The 17,868-nt window shown below is 39.5% G+C and carries 18 protein-coding genes and 1 riboswitch; of the genes, 1 reads left to right on the top strand and 17 read right to left on the bottom strand.

Features of this window, described 5'->3' with window-relative positions; genetic code table 11:
• Positions 1–6 precede the first annotated feature (6 nt).
• The 15 genes from eutH to BCR25_RS02610 form a co-directional block, all read right to left on the bottom strand.
• A complete protein-coding gene (gene eutH / locus BCR25_RS02680; RefSeq protein ID WP_069662047.1) occupies positions 7–1,098 on the bottom strand; it encodes an ethanolamine utilization protein EutH in 1,092 nt (363 codons plus the stop codon).
• A 21-nt stretch (positions 1,099–1,119) separates the two neighbouring features.
• Positions 1,120–1,383, bottom strand: coding sequence for a EutN/CcmL family microcompartment protein (locus BCR25_RS02675; RefSeq protein WP_069662046.1), 264 nt, complete (start codon positions 1,381–1,383; stop codon positions 1,120–1,122).
• A 9-nt stretch (positions 1,384–1,392) separates the two neighbouring features.
• Positions 1,393–2,013, bottom strand: a complete 621-nt coding sequence (locus tag BCR25_RS02670) for a hypothetical protein (protein WP_069662045.1) — start codon at positions 2,011–2,013, stop codon at positions 1,393–1,395.
• 9 nt (positions 2,014–2,022) lie between these two features.
• Positions 2,023–2,652 (bottom strand): ethanolamine utilization phosphate acetyltransferase EutD, encoded by a 630-nt coding sequence (eutD, locus tag BCR25_RS02665; RefSeq protein WP_069662044.1) that lies wholly within the window; start codon positions 2,650–2,652, stop codon positions 2,023–2,025.
• 145 nt (positions 2,653–2,797) lie between these two features.
• Entirely contained in the window at positions 2,798–3,076 is a 279-nt protein-coding gene (locus BCR25_RS02660; protein ID WP_211272478.1) for a BMC domain-containing protein, read from the bottom strand.
• A gap of 89 nt (positions 3,077–3,165) precedes the next feature.
• Entirely contained in the window at positions 3,166–4,629 is a 1,464-nt protein-coding gene (locus BCR25_RS02655; RefSeq protein WP_069662042.1) for an acetaldehyde dehydrogenase (acetylating), read from the bottom strand.
• An 11-nt stretch (positions 4,630–4,640) separates the two neighbouring features.
• Entirely contained in the window at positions 4,641–5,060 is a 420-nt protein-coding gene (locus BCR25_RS02650; RefSeq protein ID WP_069662041.1) for a BMC domain-containing protein, read from the bottom strand.
• 16 nt (positions 5,061–5,076) lie between these two features.
• Complete coding sequence (eutL, locus tag BCR25_RS02645; protein ID WP_069662040.1) at positions 5,077–5,730, bottom strand: ethanolamine utilization microcompartment protein EutL; 654 nt, start codon at positions 5,728–5,730, stop codon at positions 5,077–5,079.
• An 11-nt stretch (positions 5,731–5,741) separates the two neighbouring features.
• Positions 5,742–6,650 carry an ethanolamine ammonia-lyase subunit EutC gene (gene eutC, locus BCR25_RS02640; protein WP_139124501.1) on the bottom strand — a complete coding sequence of 303 codons (909 nt, stop codon included), beginning with the start codon at positions 6,648–6,650 and terminating at the stop codon, positions 5,742–5,744.
• A 17-nt stretch (positions 6,651–6,667) separates the two neighbouring features.
• Positions 6,668–8,035 carry an ethanolamine ammonia-lyase subunit EutB gene (locus BCR25_RS02635; protein WP_069662039.1) on the bottom strand — a complete coding sequence of 456 codons (1,368 nt, stop codon included), beginning with the start codon at positions 8,033–8,035 and terminating at the stop codon, positions 6,668–6,670.
• Between the two features lie 47 nt (positions 8,036–8,082).
• Entirely contained in the window at positions 8,083–9,510 is a 1,428-nt protein-coding gene (gene eutA / locus BCR25_RS02630) for an ethanolamine ammonia-lyase reactivating factor EutA (protein WP_069662038.1), read from the bottom strand.
• A gap of 107 nt (positions 9,511–9,617) precedes the next feature.
• Positions 9,618–11,027 carry a sensor histidine kinase gene (locus BCR25_RS02625; RefSeq protein ID WP_069662037.1) on the bottom strand — a complete coding sequence of 470 codons (1,410 nt, stop codon included), beginning with the start codon at positions 11,025–11,027 and terminating at the stop codon, positions 9,618–9,620.
• Position 11,028: 1 nt separating this feature from the next.
• Positions 11,029–11,601: an ANTAR domain-containing response regulator gene (locus tag BCR25_RS02620; RefSeq protein ID WP_069662036.1), complete on the bottom strand. Its 573-nt coding sequence runs from the start codon at positions 11,599–11,601 to the stop codon at positions 11,029–11,031.
• Between the two features lie 20 nt (positions 11,602–11,621).
• A complete protein-coding gene (locus BCR25_RS02615; protein WP_069662131.1) occupies positions 11,622–11,966 on the bottom strand; it encodes a BMC domain-containing protein in 345 nt (114 codons plus the stop codon).
• Between the two features lie 77 nt (positions 11,967–12,043).
• Complete coding sequence (locus BCR25_RS02610) at positions 12,044–13,177, bottom strand: 1-propanol dehydrogenase PduQ (RefSeq protein WP_069662035.1); 1,134 nt, start codon at positions 13,175–13,177, stop codon at positions 12,044–12,046.
• A gap of 212 nt (positions 13,178–13,389) precedes the next feature.
• Positions 13,390–13,536: riboswitch (adenosylcobalamin (AdoCbl) riboswitch) on the bottom strand.
• 119 nt (positions 13,537–13,655) lie between these two features.
• Here BCR25_RS02610 and BCR25_RS02605 point away from each other — a divergent pair.
• On the top strand, positions 13,656–14,591 hold the full coding sequence (locus BCR25_RS02605) for a helix-turn-helix transcriptional regulator (RefSeq protein ID WP_069662034.1): 936 nt from the start codon (positions 13,656–13,658) through the stop codon (positions 14,589–14,591).
• A gap of 47 nt (positions 14,592–14,638) precedes the next feature.
• On the opposite strand, the gene dnaJ is transcribed toward BCR25_RS02605, so the two are convergent.
• Together dnaJ and dnaK are read right to left on the bottom strand one after the other, a co-directional pair.
• Entirely contained in the window at positions 14,639–15,799 is a 1,161-nt protein-coding gene (gene dnaJ, locus BCR25_RS02600; protein WP_069662033.1) for a molecular chaperone DnaJ, read from the bottom strand.
• Between the two features lie 201 nt (positions 15,800–16,000).
• Positions 16,001–17,830: a molecular chaperone DnaK gene (gene dnaK, locus BCR25_RS02595; protein WP_069662032.1), complete on the bottom strand. Its 1,830-nt coding sequence runs from the start codon at positions 17,828–17,830 to the stop codon at positions 16,001–16,003.
• Positions 17,831–17,868: the final 38 nt, after the last annotated feature.

The following is a 17,868-nucleotide window of genomic DNA, read 5'->3' as shown; positions in this document are numbered from 1 at the left end:
ATTCACCTACTTCGCTTCTTTTTTCAACATGCGATTAGCCATAAATACAGCCACTAGGACTGCTGTAATCCCGCCGACTAATTTTCCTACGATCATTGGGAAAATCATTTCCTTAGCAACTCCTGCTGTAAATCCTAAATGATCTCCCATCACAAATGCTGCCGAAACTGCAAAAGCCACATTGATGATTTTTCCTCTAGGATCCATGTCTTTCATCATTTGAAACATCGGAATACTATTCGCAAGTGTTGCAACCATCCCAGCAGCGGCTACCTCATTCATCCCTAAAAGCTTGCCTAACTTCATCAATGGTTTATTGAACAGTTTAGTAATCACAAATACAAGACAAAATGCACCAGCTAACGTTAGCGCAATACCACCAACAACTTCGATTCCTTCACTAACAGGAGCAATTCCTTCAATTACTGTTATTCCTACTAATAATTGTAGTGCTCCTAAAACTAAACCTGCAATCGCTACGATCACCACAAATTTACCAAAAATCGTAAATCCTTTGATCATTCCATCTGGTTTAAGCCACAAACCGATCATAATTAACACTGCCACAAGCAAAATCGGCACAAGGTTTTTCAAGATCATCATAACAGGAAACCCTGCAATTAAGCCGCCAACAAAACAACCGATCGGTATAGTGATGACACCTGACAACACTCCTGTAGCAAGATATTGTTGATCTTCTTTTTCAATGATTCCTAATGCGACTGGAATCGTGAAAACAATCGTTGGACCCATCATCGCACCAAGAATAGCTCCAGCAAATAAACCCGCTTGAGGATCTTGTGCAAGTTGCATCGCTAATGGAAAACCGCCCATATCATTGGCAAGTAATGTTGTAGCAAACATGGCTGGATCTGCACCTAGTGCAGTATATAAAGGCACAACCACTGGTTTTAAAATAGTTGCTAAAACTGGAGCCAAGGTGATGATCCCTACCATTGATAAGGCCAAAGACCCCATTGCCATGATGCCTTCTTCAAACTGTTCTCCCAAACCAAACTTGTTCCCTAGACATTTATCGAGCGCTCCAAGAACCATGAAAAAAGCGATAATATACATAATGATTTCATTTATACTCATACACTTCACATCCTTTACTTTTTATTCATTCAACTCAACTGAATCAATAATTCCCACAATAACAGCATCTACCGGAATTGTTGGATCATCCAGTGACATTCTTGCAGCACTGCCAGTTGAGACCAGCACAAGATCATCCAGACCAGCGCCAGTAGTATCGGCTGCCACAAGCGTCTGCTGTGAATTGCCGTATTCCGACAATTCCACTACTAAAAATTTTAACCCATTCAGCTTTTCAGCTTTTCTTGTTGCCCATAAGCTACCTTTAACTCGTCCGATGAACATACGGCTTCCTCATTTCTCATTAATCAAATTAATGTTGATTTTTTTCTCTCGAATATATTCTTTCGCCTGATCAGTCAATCGTACTTGCTCGGAAAGAAGCAATGTCGTTTCAGGTTGGATATTTTTGGTTATCAGCTCTTTAGCAGTCAGATATGTTCTATTCTGTTTATTTTCATAAGGAGAGACGTTTTTTTCAGCAGAAAATTTCTGGTTGCTTTCTTTCAGTGAAACAAAATTCCCACCATAGCGATAAAGCTCCGATTCAAATGCTAAAATTTTTTGTTTCAACGCATATTTCCCAGTGGAAAATAGCGGTAGATAGGTTCTACCTTCTTTTATGATCATAAATTCTTGTCCATTTTTAATGGCCTGAACAATCGCTTTTTCCATGTCATTTTGTGGATTAAAGTGACAAGTATTCACTAAGTTTTCAAAAGAAAATTCTGTAATGATGATCAACTTTTCATTTTTCTTCTTAGATATTAAACGCAATTTAGCCAGCTCACCAGGCGTGAGCCAATCTTGATTTGCGCCAAAAACCGTAGATTGTTGCTGCTCGATTTCTGATAAACGTTCAATCACTTTTTTGGTGATTCGTTCAACGAGGGCATTAAATTCGCTTGTCTTCATTTTAGATCCCTACTTTACAATGTATCCTCTGATTCCCTTTTTAAATGAACAGGCATTCGCTTCGTCATAGTCAATGTGCATCGCTGTTGCAAACTTATCGCTAACCCGAATCACAACATCATCAAAAATCAGCGAGCGCTGGTCGCTCTCGATCCTAACTTTCACGATTTCTCCATGAGAAACGTTCATCTTTTCTGCATCTTTTGTTGCTACATGGACATGTCGTTTCGCAATGATCAAGCCTTGCTCCAGACAAACTGTCTTGTTGCCATTAATCAGCATGATCCCCGGCGTATCTTTGATATCTCCACTTTCTCTAACTGGTACCTTAAGCCCCAGTGTAAGTGCATCAGTGCCAGAAATCTCAACTTGTGAAGCAGAACGGGGCGGTCCCAACACAACAACATTATGCAAAGCACCTTTTGGTCCTAAAATCGTCAGACGTTCTTTCGATGCATATTGCCCTGGCTGAGACAAGTATTGATTAATCGTCAGCTGATAATCCTTTCCAAAAAGACTATCGATATGCTCTTGGGATAAATGGATATGCCGTCCACTAGCTTCTACTAAAAAGCTGCGCTCTTGATGGATTTTTGCTACTACTTGATCGACTAAATTGTCTATTATTTGCTCATTCATTCGTTCACCTCATTTTGGATTGCCTATTTCTACCTAAGACAGAATTTGAAAGGAAAACACACTGCTTTATTATGATTAAAAGAGACCGATCTTATTAATCTGGATAATTTTTGTGCATTTTCCCTTCATTTTCCTCTTAAGAGATTTATTTTACAGGAGGTAAAATGGCATCAACTTCTGTATGTGGACGTGGAATTACATGAACAGACAATAAATCTCCAACACGTTCTGCAGCTGCAGCACCAGCGTCAACGGCAGCTTTCACAGCACCAACATCACCACGAACCATGACTGTGACTAAACCGCCGCCTACTTGTTCTTTACCAATCAATGTTACATTTGCAGCTTTGACCATCGCATCAGCTGCTTCGATAGCTCCAACTAGTCCTTTTGTTTCGATCATTCCTAATGCATTTGCGTTCATAATATGTTTCCTCCTAAAATTTTAGTTTTTTTCTTAATCCATTGTTTGGTATTAAGTAAGATAAATCTATATACATAATATTAAAAATATTAGTGTAACTTCGCTAAAATACGTTCTACTAGCACTTCGACTAACTGTTCTTCATTGATTTTAGAATCGGCTATTGAAACTTGCGGTGATTCGTCTCTTAAATCGTCAAGTTCACGCACGCCATAAGCAATTCTACGAACATTGAATAAGTTTTCAGGACTGATATTATCAGAGGTAGAGCTTCCACCAACAGCACCGCAACCTAAGGTTAGTGCTGGTGCCATATTAGTCGTTGCACCGATTCCGCCCAATGCTCCTGGTGTATTGACCAATACTCTGGAGACTGGCTTCTTCAATCCAAACGCACGAATAATCGCATCATCTTCAGAATGAATCATCATCGTATGCCCTGCTCCTTCATGATGAAGGATCTCCATTGATAATTCACAGGCTTCTTCCCAGTTTTCTACCGTGTAAAAAGCAAGGATCGGTGCTAGTTTTTCTCTCGAATAAGGCACCTTATGACCAACCTTCGTTTCTTCGGCAATCAACACTCTGGCATCCTTTGGAATAGAAAGACCTGTTAATTCAGCAATCGCTTGAACCGATTTTCCAACGATCTGCGGGTTCATCGTTCCATTCGGCCGCATGATGTATTGTTCTAACTGAAGCGATTCAGCGGATGATAAGAAGTACGCACCTTGTTTTTTCAGTTCAGCAATGACTATTGCTTTGTTACTGGTTTCCACAATGATCGATTGTTCAGATGCACAAATGGTTCCATTGTCGAATGTCTTGGAGTCCATGATCCGTTTAACTGCGAGTGGAACATTGGCACTTTTTTCGATATAGGCTGGTCCATTGCCCGGTCCTACTCCGATAGCAGGTGTTCCAGAAGAATAAGCCGCTTTGACCATTGCAGAACCGCCAGTTGCAAGAATCAATGACGTATCTTGATGCTTCATCAATTCAGCGGTTCCCTGCATCGTTGGTTTTACCATACAGCCGATGGTGCCTTTCGGACAACCAGCATTTTCAGCTGCTTTAGAAATGATAGCAACTGTTTCTAGGATTGAATTCAATGCGTTAGGATGTGGAGAAAAGACAATCGCATTCCCAGCTTTGATTGCAATCAGCGCTTTGTAAATCACTGTGGAAGTTGGGTTAGTCGAAGGAATCAGCCCTGCTATAACGCCAACTGGAACAGCGACATCTATGACTTTTTTCTCCTTATCTTCGTTTAAAATCCCAACTGTTTTCATTTCTTTGATAGAGTCCCAAACAAATTTTGAGGCAAAACTATTTTTGACAACTTTGTCCTGCCACAGACCAAAGCCAGTTTCTTGATTGGCCATCTTAGCTAGCTTTTCACGAGCCTCATACGCTGATACTGCAATGGCTTCACAAATTCGATCAATTTGCTCTTGGGACATTTCAGCTAATGTTTTTTGTGCTGACTTTGCTGCTGTCAGCAGATTTCTCACTTCTTGAATGGACGCTAAATCTTTATCAAGTGCTGTCATGTGTCAGCCTCCTATTTCTTCTCTTTTTTTGCATTCTTTTTAGCGGCTGATGGTTTGTTCTTTTCATCAGTCATTTTGACTTCTGGTTCAGTAGTTGATTCTGGTTGCTTTTCTGTTCCTTCAACACGTGATTTTTCTTTCTCTTTTTTTACTGCTATTTTTTTTAGCAACAACTCTTGTACCGCTGAATCTAGACGTGGAATTACGTGACTGGAACGAAGACAGCCAAGCTGCTCAGCGACTACTCGTCCTGCATCAACAGCAGCAGTGATCGCCGCAACATCTCCGATCAACTCCACAGTTGTGATCCCGCCTTTGATCTTTTCAGATTTCAGTAGCTGAACATTTGCCGCTTTTAACGCTGCATCTGCCGCACTGACGGCTCCTAGATAGCCTGTTACTTCGATCATTCCTAATGCTTCTAATATCATTGATTTTCACATCCTTTTAGTAGGCTGTCGGGTTTTCAGCAACTCTTGCTACTGCTTCTGCAAAGGCATCACAAGCTGCTTTACAAGCTGACTGACTGCCAGTTAATAAACCACCGCCAAAATTAGTTTCTGAAGGTGGACCATAAAATGCCGAAACTTCAACATCGGCCGCTTTCAACGCTGCATCTAGTCCATACATCGCTTCCAAAGGTGGTGCAATCAAGTATGCTAATGCTGATCCTTCTGGAATATTCGCTTCTTTTGACAAGTGTGTTCCTGTCCGAGATACACAATGGGCAAAATAAGGAATGGAATTATCATCATTCGCACTATAAAAGCTGGAGCCTTGTTCTATTTCTTGAACGGCAACTGCTAGCCCGCTTTTCACTTCTGCTGGACTTGGTCCAGCTAAAATGCCGATTACTTCTCCAGCCAATTTCGTCGTGGCATTATCTGCGCCTCCATAAAAGCTTTTAGCATAAACCACATCGACTGCCGCAGCTTTTGTTGCTTCATCTAGCGCAACATACGTGACATCATCACACGTAGAAGTAATCAAACCTAAGCTACGGTGATCAGGTCCTAAACCAAGTGCTTCAGCCATTGAAGGGGCAACATTTGAAATCACTTTAACACTTAGCACAGTTGCACCTAAACGTTCATTCTTCATTAAAGTTCCTCCTATTCCACTTCTTTCAGATCAATGCCTGATTTCTTATATTCCAGCATTTTATGGATCAACTCGGCAATATACGCCCCCGCTTCAACAGCTGGTGTGCCGCCTTTATGAATATTTGAAATCACCGTTCTTCTAGCTTCCGGCATTCCTACGGTAGGTTTATACGCAATATAAGCACTCATTGATTCTGCAGTAACTAATCCTGGACGTTCTCCGATCAAATAGCAAACAACTTCTGCTCCTGTCAACTCAGCAATTTGGTCCATCGCCGGAACTCTGGCATGCTTGATAAAGACTACAGACTCACTATCAAAATCTAACCCAAACATGTTTAGCCCTTGCTTGATTGAAGGTAATATTTCCTTGATATTGGCTTCGATAGCCGCAGAGCTTAATCCATCTCCTACGATAATTTGCACTTTTTGATTTGGCTTCACACCTGCTTTGATTTTTTCTGTATTTTCCTCATCAAACTGGCGACCTAAATCCGGACGTGTGACATATTCATCTTTATCCTGACATTTCGTCGCAACTTCAATAAAATTCATTTCTTTGATGATCTCTTCAGATACATATGAAAACACTGCATCTTGTGCTGCTGCGTGATCTGCACGAAAACGTAACATTGATTGCGTTTTATACCGCGGACCACTACGCCACAATCCTAAACGAGCTGGTGTTTTAGCTTTCATTTTTAGATAGCCTTCACGGTCAACTGGATCAGGAATAAGAAATTGCTTACGAATGTCGACCTCTGTGATATCATCAATCATGCCAGTTTCTACTTGAGACGGATTTATAGTGCTTACTGTGCTATGCTGATTTTCTTTTGATTCAATTGAAGACTTAGGTTCAGTCATTTCTTCTAAAATAGAAACGATCAGTGATTTTATTTCATTATTATCCACCATGTGTTTCATTCACTCCTTTATTTTTTTAAGAATACAGAAGCATCACCAGCCAAATCAGTCAGTTGACCATTTGCCATGAAGCCCATTTTTTCCATCCACTCTTCAAATTCTTTGATTGGACGTTTATTTAGCATTGAACGAATCGTCGCTGTTTCATGGTAACCCGTTGTTTGATAATTCAACATGACATCATCACCATGAGGAATTCCCATGACAAAATTCACGCCAGCTGTACCTAATAGAGTCAATAGATTCTCTGCATCATTTTGATCAGCTTTCATATGATTGGTATAGCAAACATCGCAGCCCATAGAAATGCCAGACAGTTTACCCATGAAATGATCTTCTAAACCGGCGCGTATCACTTGTTTTGAATCATATAAATATTCTGGTCCGATAAAACCAACAACCGTATTGACCATAAAGGGGTCAAATCGTTTCGCAAAACCATAACATCTTGCTTCCATCGTTACTTGGTCCACACCATAATGCGCCTCAGAAGAAAGTTCTGAACCTTGGCCTGTTTCAAAGTACATCACATTAGGACCAGCAACCTGACCTTGTTGTAATGCTAGGTGTTTTGCTTCAGCGATATCATTTGCATTAAAGCCAAAAGCTGTATTCCCTTTTTCTGACCCTGCAATCGATTGAAAGACTAATCCTGTAGGTGCACCTTGCCGCATAGCTTCCATCTGTGTTTTTACATGTGCTAAGACACAGGTTTGTGTTGGAATCTCCCATTCACTTCTGAACTCTTCAAACTTGTTCAAAATCCGCTTAACACTCTCTGTTGAATCATCAACAGGATTCAACCCAATAACCGCATCACCAATACCATAAGACAATCCTTCCATCACGCTTGCCATAATACCGTCAACATCATCTGTCGGATGATTTGGCTGAAGGCGAACAGAAAAGCGACCTGTTTCACCGATCGTTGTATTCGCAGTTTTGATGATTTTTATTTTTTGTGCTGCGTAAATCAAATCCAAATTAGACATTAATTTGGCAACTGCTGCCACCATTTCAGATGTTAACCCTCTAGCAACTTGTTTGATTTCATAATCCGTTGTTTTAAAGTCCAAAAGCCATTCCCGCAACTCTTCAACGGTCCAATGCTTGATGCGGTCATACGCACGCTGATTGACATCATCAATGATTATTCTTGTAACTTCATCTTCTTCATACGGCACAGCAGGATGATTAAATAAATCCTCCATCGTTAATTGAGCAAGTACAACTTTCGCTGCAACCCGCTGTTCTGAAGATTCCGCTGCCACACCAGCCAGACGATCTCCTGATTTCTCTTCATTGGCTTTTGCCATCACATCCATGACCGATTCAAACTGATAGACTTTACCAAATAATTTTGTTTTTAAGATCATAAAAATAGTGCCTCCTTTATAGCATTTATAATTAGAAACCTTGTGCTCTACTCAAACACGAGTGTTTTAACTACCACAGGTAAAATACTGCCATTGACTACTGGCATTCCGATATCGATATAATCGCCATTTTCTACTTGCACGCCATCAAGACAAACAAAAGGATACTCTTTTGGCAGAAAACGAAACAACGCTTGTCCTAAAGACTTGGCATTATCTTCTTCTAAAATCACGATCAACGGAAATTTTTGTCTGATTTGTTTTTCAAAACCTGCTATGACCGCCTGAGCGGTGCTCGTAATTTCCTGAAAGGTTGGATTTTTTTTCCCAAGCAATCCTAGTGCCACCGCCTGTTGCTCATTATCTACTGAAAACCATTCTAGTTTTTCTTGAATAATAGACGCAAATTTTTCCGATGTCATTTGTTCGTCGTCTTGCGTTACTTTTAGGACAGGAAGATTTTTGATTGGCAACACGTGACGATCATAAGTGATCGTACTGCCGCTAACCTTTGTCGTATGTGAACCAGCGCCAACAACTGTTGCTCGAATCGTTTCTTGCGAAGGAATCACCTTTTTATCCTGAAACAACCGAGAAGAAGCTAAAGCTTTTCCAAGCATGACCCCGATATCTCCGTATTGGAATAACTCATTCTGATCATTTTTTAAACAGTCAGCCACGCCTCCTGAAAACGATACACATTCGATCGCCTCATTAAGCTTCAACCCTTTATTGGTAATCAGTAATGAAGAATATGGATTTGGTTCGCCAATCCCTACACTATTTTCTAAAACGGACACAAGAACATTGATGATTGGTGCCACTGTTTCAGCTGTAGCGATGGCTCCTTCTTCAAGTGTCCATTGTTCTTTGTAAATAATTTCTTTCAGTTTGGGCGCAATATACTGAATCTTTCTTGTCTGAGGATCGACTCGAATCAAACGTCCGCCAATATCAAAACAGGCTGTATCCATTAGTTCATCATCTTTGAACAAAACAAGATTTGTCGTACCACCGCCAATATCTAGATTGACGACAGAGGTATGATGGTTTTTAGAGTACGTTTGGGCTCCGGCACCTTTCCCTGCAATAATACTCTCAAGATCTGGTCCCGCAGTCGCGACAACAAAATCTCCAGCATAACCGCTCATCGCTTGTAAAACGGAATGGGCATTGTCTTTTCGTGCCGTTTCTCCTGTAATAATGACTGCACCGATTTGGATATCCGTTTTAGAAATACCTGATTTTTTATATTGTTCATCTAAAAAAAGTTTGATGGCATCTACGTCGATCGTTTTATGCTCTTTTAGTGGTGTAAAAATAATATCACTACGAAAAATCACTTCTTTACTTGTGATTTCTACTCGTGGAATCGTAAAGGCCGATGCCATATTGTTCATTATTAATTTTGAGATGACCATTTGTGTCGTTGAAGTGCCTAAATCAATGCCTATACTTAACATCGATTCTGTCATTGAGGTGTTCACCATCCTTTCTAAGAAAAAAGACGCTTAAAAAAACTCTATGAGTTTCTTTAAGCGTCTTTGCTTTTTTTGACAAACAACCTTGTTTGCCTTTTCTATTATTTTTTAAAGTAAAATGAGGTCTTGGTTCCTCTATCACTCGATTGAACAGTCAATTTGCCACTTAATTTTTCTCGTACATAACTTGTCACGATTTGCAGCCCCAGGTTATTCTGTTTGATATCATCTTTAGGATAGCCGATGCCATTGTCCTCAATAGAAATATAGACATACCCGTTTTTCTCCGAAACCATGACTAATATATTCCCTTGGTCACGTTCCTTAAAGGCATGATCATAACAATTTTGCACAAGCTCGTTCACTACAAGCGCTATTGTCACGACGACATCACTACTTAATATAAGCTGTTCGTCGATGTTCGTGTCGATCGTGATGTGATAAAGATTTTCGTAGCAGCGATGCATGTTCTCTACAACAGAATCTAAAACAGATTTCAACGAAATATCATCTTCTAGTTGTTTAGAAAGCAATTCATGAGTCCGAGCAATCGCCATAATGCGATAAACACTTTCCGTAAGAACTTTTTTCGCCTCATCCGTCGAACAACGTCTAGCCTGAATACTTAAAATTGAAACAACGCTTTGCAGATTATTTTTGACTCGATGATGAATCTCTTTGATTACTACTGCTTTATCACTGATTTCTGCTTCTTTTCTTCTGACTTCTGTGACGTCATGAATAATCACGATCACGGTTCCTTCTACTTCATCAAAGATATATTTCATTTCAAAATACAGATCACCGAATTTGATTTCTTTTTCCATCGAACTTGCTCCGTCACTACGAGAACGCAGATAATTCAATTGTTCAAAGGTCGACATATCCAAGGATAAATTATCATAATGCATGCCCAATATGTCATCTAAATAACCAAAACCATGATAATAGGATTCAGCGGCTCGATTCATCTGCACGAGATAACCGTTTGAGTTGAATATCAAAATGCCTTCATCGATATTGTCCGTTACAAATTCTTTTGAGGTAATCGAAATGGGTGCATTTTGCTCGATTTCAGTATTATTTTGAGCAACAAGAAAGTCTTTCATTTTTTCATCGACAGAGTCTTCAACAATCACTACCCCAATGTTCTTTTTTCGATTGCGAATAGGGTATACACGTTGACGAACCATCACATTTTCTTGTGAACGAGCTAAAAGTCCTACTGTATTCAATGATGTTTCAAAAGTGCGATACACAGCAGCCTCGTTTTTACGTTCAGCTTTTTGACCGACGATATCTTTGGAATAAAGAGAAGCTTTTGAAAGTGGCGGCCTCTGGAATACTACAATCGCATCTCCAGTCATTCCATTCATCACATCAATAAATACATCATTATCTGGATATAAATGTCTGGATAAAATCTGTTCTGCTTGAATAATCAGCTCTTCGATGTCTTCATTTGAAAGGACCGTATACTGCTTACACAAGGATCTAATTCTTTCTACCATATCAATCATCTGCAATCACAAACATCTCGGCAATTTCAGCAATCGGACAGCGCTTGTTCATGCTTAAATCTCTTAATAACTGATACGCTTGATCTTCTGAAAGGTTTTGTTCGGCCATGATGATTCCTTTGGCTTTTTCAATCAATTTTCGGTCAGATAACTTTTTCGTCAATTTCTCAAGCGAGACTTCATACTCTCTCGTTTTTGTCCCTGTTGCGATTGCTACTTCAACCATCGGCGTCAATGATTTTTCCATGATCGGTTTGACTAGATAGCCGCTGATGCCATACTTTTTGGCTTTTTCGATATTTTCTTTATCACTGTATGCAGTCAAAAGAATAACTGCTTTCGCATATTTTTCCGCTAAAATTTTCTTGCTTGCTTTTAAGCCATCCAAAAGCGGCATACTGATATCCATGATCACTAAGTCGGGATGCTGTTGTTTACAAAGTTCGATGGCTTCGATCCCGTCAGCTGCTTCTCCTACAACGTCGTAGTTTTCAGCTTCCAACATTCCCCGGATATCCATTCTTGTAATAGGTTCATCGTCTACAATGACAATTCTTCCGTTCATAATGGTTCATCCTTTTCGTTTTATGTTTTTGTTATATGTGTTTCATTAAAGCCTAAAATATTTCCTAAGCCTGTTAAGACTTCACCTAGAGCTGATTCTACTGAGGCGATATCCCCGGTGATCACAACTGAACCGCTAAAACGATCGATAAAGCCAATGGTGATATCACCAGCTTTGGTAGCAATATCAACAGCAATGATCGCTGCTTCACTAGGTGTGATCGTCAAGATCCCGATGGCATTTGTTTGTACATCTACTAACCCTAATTTTTCATAGATTTCAGGGTTAGGATTGGCAATGATATGCGCTAGTGTGATTTGTTTGCCGGGTACGTATTCTTGAATCATTCGTTGTTTCTCAGACAAGATCTTCACCTCTATTTCTTTGTTTACTAACATTATCATGGTTCTTCATTATGAACAAGTTCACTTTTTACGTCCAATTATTTAATATTTTCTAAGATATTTAGGACATCGTTCTTTGTAGGAACTCTTGGATTTGTCATCGTACAGCCATCTTTCAATGCATTTTCAGCAATCTCATCTTTAGAATTGTTAAAATTCTTTTCATCAATTCCTGCTTGTTTAAATGTCTTTGGCATCCCTAATTGTTTTTTCAACCGTTCAATTGCTCGAACCAGCTGTTTTACGCCGACTCTTCCTGTCGTCTTTTCAAAGCCTAACAACATAGCAAGATACGCGTATTTATTCGCTGTTCGTTCGTCATATTCTTTAGAAACCGTTCCGCAGCCAGCATTAAATTGAATGACTTCTTCCAATAGTAACGTATTTAATCGCCCATGAGCAAGATGTAATTTAGCTCCTGCAGCATGTGCAATCCCATGATTAAGCCCCAATGAAGTTAAATTAAACGCCATTCCAGCCATACAAGAAGCATAATGCATTTGCTCACGAGCATGAAGATCTTCGCCATTTTCGTAGCACCTAACTAAATTTTCAAAAACTAAAACGACAACTTTCTCACATAATGCGTCTGAAAAGACAGTCGCTTTTGTTGATACATACGATTCCAAAGCATGTGTCAAAACATCCATACCCGTGTCAGCGGTGATATGTCTAGGTGCACTGATAACTAACTCAGAAGCAAGATACGCTTCATCTGGCTGAATATCTGTGGTAACTAAGGGGTATTTTACTCCTTTATCTTGATTAGTGATTACTGAAAAGTTCGTTACTTCAGAACCTGTACCACTCGTAGTTGGGATCACAATAAAATTCAACTCCGAAATTTTCTCAAGCTTTTCACCAAAAAATTTCATTGCTTTCGCTGCATCGATTGGTGATCCGCCTCCAACTGCAAGTAACATTGTAGGGTTAAATGCTGCCATAGATTCAATTCCGCTGATCACATTTTCTATTGGCGGATCAGGCACCACATTGCTGAATAGTTTCAGCTGGTTACTTGTGTTGAAGTGTTTGGTAATCTGTTCAATTTTATTGGATTGCACCATGAAAGGGTCTGTCACAATAAAAATGCGCTGATCATTATATCGACTCAATAAATCCAAAACCTGCTTACCAACATGAAGGCTGGTGGGAAAAGTAATTGTTTCCAATGCTATTCTCCTTTCTAAAAAAAGCCGCAAAAAAGACAATCGTTCATTATCTTTTTCGCGGCTTCGTTGCTCGCTAAAACACGTCATCGTGTTTTTTATATTCAATTTGTTATTTTTGAACACAAAAAATAGGCTCTAACCGTTGTACTTCATCGTACATGTCTCACATTTTTGTGTATGCTTTTACAGAAATCTCTTAAAAAGCAACATTCATGTGCCCTATTGTTTTGCCTCGAAACAATAGTACGGGAGCATCAAAATAGAAAGACCTGACTCATAGCATAGCTGCTCATTACAGTGGCGGGACCGTATTGGAATCTAACCAAACTTCCATCTAAATTAATACTTATTCAATTTCTACACCTGTATAATAGCACAATCAAAAAAAAGAAACAAGTTTTTTTCCAGTAATTTTTTTACCAAAGACACTAGTTCTTCGTTATAATAAAACTACCTCAATTAGAAAGTAGTGACCTAAATGAAAACAGAACGTTTACTTGGAATCATCATGATTCTCTTAGATAGAAAACAAATTAGTGCATCAAAACTAGCAGAAATTTTTGAAGTCTCCGTCCGCACCATTTACCGTGATATTACTTCTTTAAGCGAAGCTGGCGTTCCTGTTACCGCTTTTCCCGGAGTTAATGGTGGTATTCAAATCCTAGACAATTACAAAATCGACAAGCACTTTTTTACTTCCAGTGACATCACGTCTTTATTGGTTGCTTTAGAAAGTTTGTCCACTAATGTTTCTCCACTTCAATCCAATCAAACTGTTGAGAAGATCAAGACATTAGTCCCTGCCCACCTTTCTGAAGAAATCAAACTTAAGACGCATCAAATCGCAATCGACCTGACACCGTGGACCAGCAATCAAACACTCCAGCCTTTTCTGGAAATAATCAAATCGGCAATGGATCAGCAAAAATTACTTCGCTTTGACTATGCCGACAATCAAGGAAAAAAGACTACTCGAACGGTTGAACCTTATCGCCTTGTATTAAAAGAAATCAGCTGGTATTTACAAGCTTATTGTTTGGAAAGAAATGATTTTCGCACATTTAAACTTTCAAGAATCAATGATTTAGATGCACTGGGAGAACATTTTGCACCACGTCCGTTTCAACCAGCACCTTTAGGAAAAGAGCCTTTTTATGGAAAAAAATGGACTACGATCACCTTAAAAGTCACACATAAGATAAAAGATCAGTTAACCGATAAATTTGGACAACTGAACTTTTTTGAGAGCCAAGAAGTCGGTAAAGAGATCGTTGAATTTCCTTTTATGGAAGATGATTTTGGGTATCATTTATTGATGGGCTTTGGAAATCAATGTGAGTGTATCGATCCGCCGCATGTGCGAAAAGAATTAAAGAATCGATTTGAAGAACTTCTTGCTATCTATCAAACCTAAAAAGACTTCTCAGCTTATACAAGTTGTATAAACTGAGAAGTCTTTCATTATTTTTTCTTTTTACCGCCAAAAGCATCCTTCATCTTATCAAAGAAACCTTCTTCTTGTTGTTCACTGACGGTTTGACCGCCAGCTTTGGCAAATGAGCGTAAGGCTTCTCTTTGCTCGTCATTTAAGTTTTTCGGCGTGATAATCTTCACTTTTACGTGTTGATCGCCATTAGCACCGCCACGTAAGCGTGGTGCACCTTTACCTCTTAAGCGGAAATTTGTTTCAGTTTGAGTTCCTGCCGGGATTTTTAATTTTACATCTCCGTGCACAGTTGGAACTTTTACTTCATCACCAAGTGCGGCTTGTACGAAACTCAATGGTAAATCATAATAGATTTCTGAACCTTCACGATCAAAAATGTTGCTTTCTTCAACACTGAACACAACATATAAATCACCGTAAGGTCCGCCATTCATTCCAGCTTCTCCTTGATTTGCTAAACGCATTTGTTGCCCGTCTTCTACACCAGCTGGTACGTTGACTTTGACTTTGTGCGCTTTTTTCTCATGACCTGTGCCGTGACACGTTGGACATGGGTCTTTGATTTCTTTTCCTGTTCCGCGGCAGACATCACAGGTTTGACGACTCATCACACGACCTAGTGGCGTTTGACGTTCAACATTGATCGATCCAGAGCCATGACACTTGTGACACGTTTCAGGCTGTGTTCCTGGTTTAGCGCCATTACCGCCACAGGTACTACAATTATCTTCACGATTGTATTTGATTTCTTTGTCCACACCAAAAATCGCTTCTTCAAACTTAAGCGTCACTGTATATTGCAGATCTGCTCCTTGTCTTGGTGCAGTAGGATCAACACTACGTGATCCACCGCCAAAGAAAGAATCAAAAATATCTTCGAAACCGCCAAAACCGCTGCTGCTGAATCCGCCTCCGCCAAAGCCGCCGAAACCACCGCCTCCGCCGTAGTTTGGATCAGTTCCAGCGTGACCATATTGATCATAAGCCGCTTTTTTCTGCGGATCGCTCAATACTTCATAGGCTTCAGAAACTTCCTTGAATTTCTCTTCTGCATCTGCCTCTTTATTGATATCTGGGTGATATTGCTTTGAAAGCTTACGATATGCTTTTTTTATTTCATCATCTGAAGCACCTTTAGATAAGCCCAGCACTTCATAATAATCTCTTTTAGCCATTAGTTCCCCTCCAACTATTATTCATCTATAAAAGGATCGACATCCGTTTGATTCTATAAAAACATCGTTGTAATCATACCACATATTAGGGAAAAGAAAAATAGCTTCCCTTCATTTGTCCTGTCTTTTCCCTCTATAAATAAAGATAGGCAAAGACCAAAGCGATGACTTTGGTCTTTGCCAGCTTGTTACGATCAATGATTATTTATCGTCGCCTTCTACTTCTTCAAAGTCAGCATCTACAACATCATCTGCTCCACCTTGTGCAGCTTCTGGGTTTTCTTGCGCTTGTTGTTGCGCTGCTTGTTCATAAAGTTTTACTGTTAAGTTTTGTACGATTTCATTCAATGAATCACGTTTTGCTTTCATTTGTTCGATATCGTTCGCTTCAACAGCAGCTTTTAACTCATCACGAGCATCTTCTGCCTTTTTCACTTCATCAGCATCTACTTTGCCTTCTAATTCTTTCAATGTTTTATCAACAGTGAATAACAAAGCATCAACGTCGTTACGTAAGTCTACTTCTTCTTTACGTGCTTTATCTGCTTCAGCATTTGATTCAGCATCTTTCACCATACGTTCGATTTCATCATCTGATAAACCTGATGAAGATTTGATTGTGATTGTTTGCTCTTTTTGTGTTCCTAAATCTTTCGCACGTACGTTTACAATACCATTTTTATCGATATCAAAACTTACTTCGATTTGAGGCACACCACGAGGAGCGGCTGGAATATCTGTTAATTGGAAACGACCTAATGTTTTGTTATCAGCTGACATTGGGCGTTCACCTTGTAATACGTGAATATCTACAGCTGGTTGGTTGTCAGCAGCAGTTGAGAATACTTGTGATTTACTTGTTGGGATCGTTGTATTACGATCGATCAATTTAGTAAATACGCCACCCATTGTTTCAATACCTAATGATAATGGAGTTACGTCTAATAATACAACGTCTTTTACATCACCAGTAATAACGCCACCTTGGATCGCAGCACCCATCGCTACTACTTCATCCGGGTTCACTGATTTGTTTGGTTCTTTGTTTGTTTCTTTACGCACAGCTTCTACAACCGCTGGAATACGTGTAGAACCACCAACTAAGATCACTTCATCAATTTCAGAAGGATTCAATCCAGCATCTTTCAATGCTTGACGTACTGGAGTTTTTGTACGTTCTACTAAATCGCTAGTTAATTCATCAAATTTTGCACGAGTTAAGTTCATTTCTAAGTGTAATGGACCAGCATCTCCTGCTGTGATAAACGGTAAGCTGATTTGTGTTGAAGTTACACCAGATAAATCTTTTTTCGCTTTTTCAGCTGCATCTTTCAAACGTTGAACCGCCATTTTATCTTGAGATAAATCAATCCCGTTTTCTTTTTTGAATTCTGCTACCATGTGATCGATGATTTTATTATCAAAGTCATCTCCACCTAATTCGTTATCGCCGGCAGTTGATAATACGTCGAACACGCCATCACCTAATTCAAGGATCGATACGTCAAATGTACCACCACCAAGGTCAAATACTAAAACTTTTTCGTCTTTATCTGTTTTATCTAACCCATAAGCTAAAGCTGCTGCTGTTGGTTCGTTGACGATACGTTCTACTTCTAAACCAGCGATTTTACCAGCATCTTTTGTTGCTTGACGTTGCGCATCGTTAAAGTAAGCAGGGACAGTAATAACGGCTTTATCAACTTTTTCGCCTAAATATTCTTCTGCAAAGCCTTTTAGGTATTGTAGAATCATTGCTGAGATTTCTTGTGGTGTATATGATTTTCCATCAGCTTCTACTTTGAATCCTGCTTCACCCATATGACGTTTGATTGATGAAATGGTGTGTGGGTTTGTTACTGCTTGACGTTTAGCAACTTCACCAACTTGGATTTCTCCGTTTTTAAATGAGACAACGGAAGGAGTTGTACGATTTCCTTCTGGATTAGCAATGATTTTTGCTTCTCCACCTTCTAATACTGCAACTGCAGAGTTTGTTGTTCCTAAGTCAATACCAATAATTTTACTCATGATTAATGATCTCCTATCTTCTTTTTGATTTATTCAAT

The sequence above is a fragment of the Enterococcus termitis genome (assembly GCF_001730305.1).
GTDB lineage: Bacteria > Bacillota > Bacilli > Lactobacillales > Enterococcaceae > Enterococcus_L > Enterococcus_L termitis.
This window is presented reverse-complemented; position numbering and strand designations above follow the sequence as displayed.